The sequence below is a fragment of the Corallococcus sp. RDP092CA genome, assembly GCF_041903675.1.
In the GTDB taxonomy this organism is placed as follows: domain Bacteria; phylum Myxococcota; class Myxococcia; order Myxococcales; family Myxococcaceae; genus Corallococcus.
Window position 1 is genome coordinate 223225 of record NZ_JAYESI010000001.1, and the last position, 3483, is coordinate 226707.

At 70.8% G+C, this 3483-nt stretch carries 5 protein-coding genes; 2 read left to right on the forward strand and 3 right to left on the reverse strand.

All coding sequences use genetic code 11. The features are described 5' to 3' along the window. Window positions 1-2 precede the first annotated feature (2 nt). Window positions 3-698: an MBL fold metallo-hydrolase gene (locus U8525_RS01040; protein WP_374259879.1), complete on the reverse strand. Its 696-nt coding sequence runs from the start codon at window positions 696-698 to the stop codon at window positions 3-5. A 149-nt stretch (window positions 699-847) separates the two neighbouring features. Between U8525_RS01040 and U8525_RS01045 the strand changes: the two genes are divergently transcribed. Then, entirely contained in the window at window positions 848-2062 is a 1215-nt protein-coding gene (locus tag U8525_RS01045; protein ID WP_374259881.1) for an FAD-dependent oxidoreductase, read from the forward strand. Continuing rightward, a complete protein-coding gene (locus U8525_RS01050; protein ID WP_374259883.1) occupies window positions 2059-2757 on the forward strand; it encodes a carbonic anhydrase in 699 nt (232 codons plus the stop codon). Before U8525_RS01045 ends, U8525_RS01050 begins: the two co-directional genes overlap by 4 nt. 97 nt (window positions 2758-2854) lie before the next feature. On the opposite strand, the gene U8525_RS01055 is transcribed toward U8525_RS01050, so the two are convergent. Both U8525_RS01055 and U8525_RS01060 read right to left on the reverse strand, forming a co-directional pair. Next, complete coding sequence (locus U8525_RS01055; protein ID WP_374259886.1) at window positions 2855-3163, reverse strand: hypothetical protein; 309 nt, start codon at window positions 3161-3163, stop codon at window positions 2855-2857. Then, the gene (locus U8525_RS01060) at window positions 3160-3375 is read right to left on the reverse strand and encodes a hypothetical protein (protein WP_374259889.1); all 216 of its coding nucleotides are present in this window, start codon (window positions 3373-3375) and stop codon (window positions 3160-3162) included. The genes U8525_RS01055 and U8525_RS01060 overlap by 4 nt, the downstream gene beginning before the upstream one ends. Between the last annotated feature and the right edge of the window lie 108 nt (window positions 3376-3483).

Below are 3483 nucleotides of genomic sequence, written 5' to 3' on the forward strand. Positions count from 1 at the left end.
GGTCAGCGCTCCGGCGGCGGGAGCCGTCCGCAGGCGCGGTTGGCCGGGACGGCGACGTCGATCTTCCGGGGAGGCGGCAGCCGGAGGTCCTTCATCACCTGGATGAACTCCTCGCGGCGCTTCCCCGCGAGGCGCGGGTTGTGCCGCTTCTCCTCGCCGATGCTCGTCGCCAGGTGCCCGTGGTAGTCGTGCCCGGGGTGGACGAGCGTCGCGTCCGGGAGCCGGAAGAGGACGCGGGTGATGGAGTCATAGAGCTGGCCCGCGTTGCCGTTCTGGAAGTCGGTGCGGCCATTTCCGCGCACGAGCAGCGCGTCGCCGGTGAACACGCGGTCCCCCAGCAGGTAGCTCACGCTGTCGTCCGTGTGGCCCGGCGTGGCGAGCACCTGGAAGGCGCACCCGCCGACGCGCACCGTGTCGCCGTGCCGGAGGTGGAGGTCGGCGCACTCGGCCCCGCCGGCTCCGGCCACCACCTGGCACCGCGTGCGCTCGCGCAGCGTCCCCGACGCGGTGACGTGGTCGGCGTGCACGTGGGTGTCGAAGACGTGGGTGAGGGTGAGGTCCAGCTCGCCGACGAGCCGCAGGTCGCGCTCCACCTGCTCCAGCACCGGGTCGATGAGCACGGCCTGACGCGTGGCCTCGTCACCGACGAGGTACGTGTACGTCGAGGACTCGGAGTCGAAGAGCTGGCGGAAGACCATGACGAGGCTCCTATCACGGGAGGAGCGCCTCCTCCGGCTGCCAGGGGGCGCGGCAGGGGTGTCCGCTCCTCGACGTTCCGCCACCTCGGAGGTCAGTAGGCGCGGGCCGCCTCGCCGCGCAGGCTCGCCCGCGTTCAATGGAGGACGGCATGTCCCGTTCCACGCAGCACCACCGGGTGCTGATCATCGGCGGTGGCACCGCGGGCCTCACGGTCGCGGCGCGGCTGAAGCGCAAGGGCGTGCAGGGCGTCGCCGTCCTCGAGCCCTCCGCGCATCACTACTACCAGCCGCTGTGGACGCTGGTGGGCGGCGGGGCCGCGGACATCGCGAGCACCGTGCGGCCGGAGGCGGACTACATCCCCCGGGGGACGCAGTGGATCCGGGACCGGGCGGAGGAGGTGGACCCCGTCCAGCGGCAGGTGCTCACCCGAGGTGGCGAGCGCGTGTCCTATGACTTCCTCGTGGTCGCTCCCGGCATCCAGCTGGACTGGGACCGGGTGCGCGGCCTGCGCGAGGCGCTGGAGACGCCGTTCGTGTCCAGCAACTACGACTTCCGGCTCGCGCCGAAGACGTGGGAGATGGTGCGGGCGTTCCAGGGGGGCACGGCCCTGTTCACCCACCCGGCCACGCCGGTGAAGTGCGCGGGGGCGCCGCAGAAGATCATGTACCTGGTGGCGGACCACCTGCGCCGGAGCGCGCTCGCCGGGAGGTCACGGGTCGTCTTCGGCTCGGGAGGGAAGGCCCTCTTCGCGGTGCAGCCCTTCGCCCGGGTGCTGGAGGGCGTCGTGGAGCGCTACGGCATCCAGACGCACTTCGGCCATGACCTGGTCGAGGTGCGCGCGGCCCGCCGCGAGGCCGTCTTCGCGGTGACGCGCGAGGGGCGCCGGGAGGAGGTGACGCTGGGGTATGATCTGCTGCACGTCACGCCGCCGCAGAGCGCGCCGGACTTCATCAAGCGCAGCGCGCTGGCGCACGCGGACGGACCGAACGCGGGCTGGGTCAAGGCGCACAAGCACACGCTGCAGCACCCGGACCACCCGAACGTCTTCGCCATTGGAGACGCCAGCGACCTGCCCACCTCCCGCACGGGCGCCGCCGTCCGGGCGGAGGCGCCCGTCCTCGTGGAGAACCTGGTGGCGGTGATGGCGGGGCGCGAGCCCACGGCCCGCTACGACGGCTATGCGTCCTGTCCGCTGGTGACGGGCTACGGGCGGATGCTGCTCGCCGAGTTCGACTACGAGGGCCGGCCCGCGCCGAGCCTGCCGCTCATCAACACCTTCGTGGAGCGCCGGGACCTGTGGCTCTTGAAGAAGTACGGGCTGCCGCGCCTGTACTGGGACGGCATGCTTCGTGGGCGCGCGTGAACACTCGCGCAAGGGACTGCTCGACGGTGGGCCCTGCTCGTGCGACGTTCGCGGCCGTGACGCCCTACGACAAGATCTTCGAGAACAACAAGCTCTGGGCGGAGGAGCAGCTCCGCTCGGATCCGGACTTCTTCACCAAGCTGTCGGTGTCGCAGCAGCCGGACTTCCTCTACATCGGATGTTCGGACAGCCGCGTGCCGGCCAACCAGATCATGGGCCTGGCGCCGGGTGACGTCTTCGTGCACCGCAACGTCGCCAACCTGGTCAACAACGTCGACCTCAACGTGATGTCGGTCATCAACTACGCCGTCCGGCAGCTGGACGTGAAGCACATCATCGTCTGTGGCCACTACGGCTGCGGCGGCGTGCGCGCGGCGATGCAGCCCAAGGACCTGGGCATCCTCAACCCCTGGCTGCGCAACATCCGCGACGTGTATCGCTTCCACAAGCAGGAGCTGGACGCCATCACGGACGAGGCGCGGCGCTACGAGCGGCTGGTGGAGCTCAACGTCCTGGAGCAGAGCATCAACATCATCAAGACCGCCGCCGTGCAGAAGTCCTATCTGGCGCGGGGCTTCCCCACGGTGCACGCGTGGGTGTTCGACCTGCGCAACGGCATCCTCCAGGACCTGAAGCTGGACTTCGAGCAGACGCTCCACAGCATCCAGGAGGTCTACGACCTCACGAAGGAGTGAGGCCGCCGGGCTGACGGGGTGGTGAGCGCCGAGCGCGGCGCAAGGCAATGTCGTGACGCGCCCTCCACCTCGGTCCGGCGGTCTACGACCTCCGGCGCTATCGCTTCCACACCACCCGGTCCCCATCGGCCTGGCAGTGCCCTCGCTGAAGAAGCAAGGTCAGCCCGGCTTCGAGGACCGGGATCACCGCCCGGGTCAGCCGTTGGATGCCGAAGCAGCGGGCTGTCTCCCGGAGCAGGTCCTCGCGCTCCAGCGAGAGCGCCTCGGTGAGCACGGCCCCCGCGGCGTTGGCCACCTCCTCGGGGGGAAGGTGGGCGGCCTCGCGGTCCGGATGCGCGCCACGAAAGCCTGTGTACTGCGCGGGCCCCCGGCTGGGCGACCAGAGGAACTCCCCGACGACCGTCACGGCCCCGCGCTTCGCCAGTGACGGGACGAGCTGCTCGGTGGGCGCGGAGAACGGCGTGCCCCCAGGTCCGCGTTGGCCGGGCCCGTCGTGTTGCAGCCTATGGCCGTGGCGTAGGGCATGGAGGTGACGGTGTCCGGCGAGTGCACCAGCGCGCCAGTGGCCGTGGCGTAGGTCTGCTCGTTGGTGTCCACGCTCAAGGTCGCGCGGGCCAACCGGATGCGCGTGAAGTGCGTGCGCCCTTGCCAAGGTGGCCGCCCCGGGAGCGTGCCCGTCCTGGCCCCGCGCGCTGGCACCTCCCTGGGGATGCCCTGTCAGTCCTC

Bases quoted from the DNA above. Each gene is read 5' to 3' on its own strand.
- U8525_RS01040 (WP_374259879.1), bottom strand. From the start codon at position 698: ATGGTCTTCCGCCAGCTCTTCGACTCCGAGTCCTCGACGTACACGTAC.
- U8525_RS01045 (WP_374259881.1), top strand. From the start codon at position 848: ATGTCCCGTTCCACGCAGCACCACCGGGTGCTGATCATCGGCGGTGGC.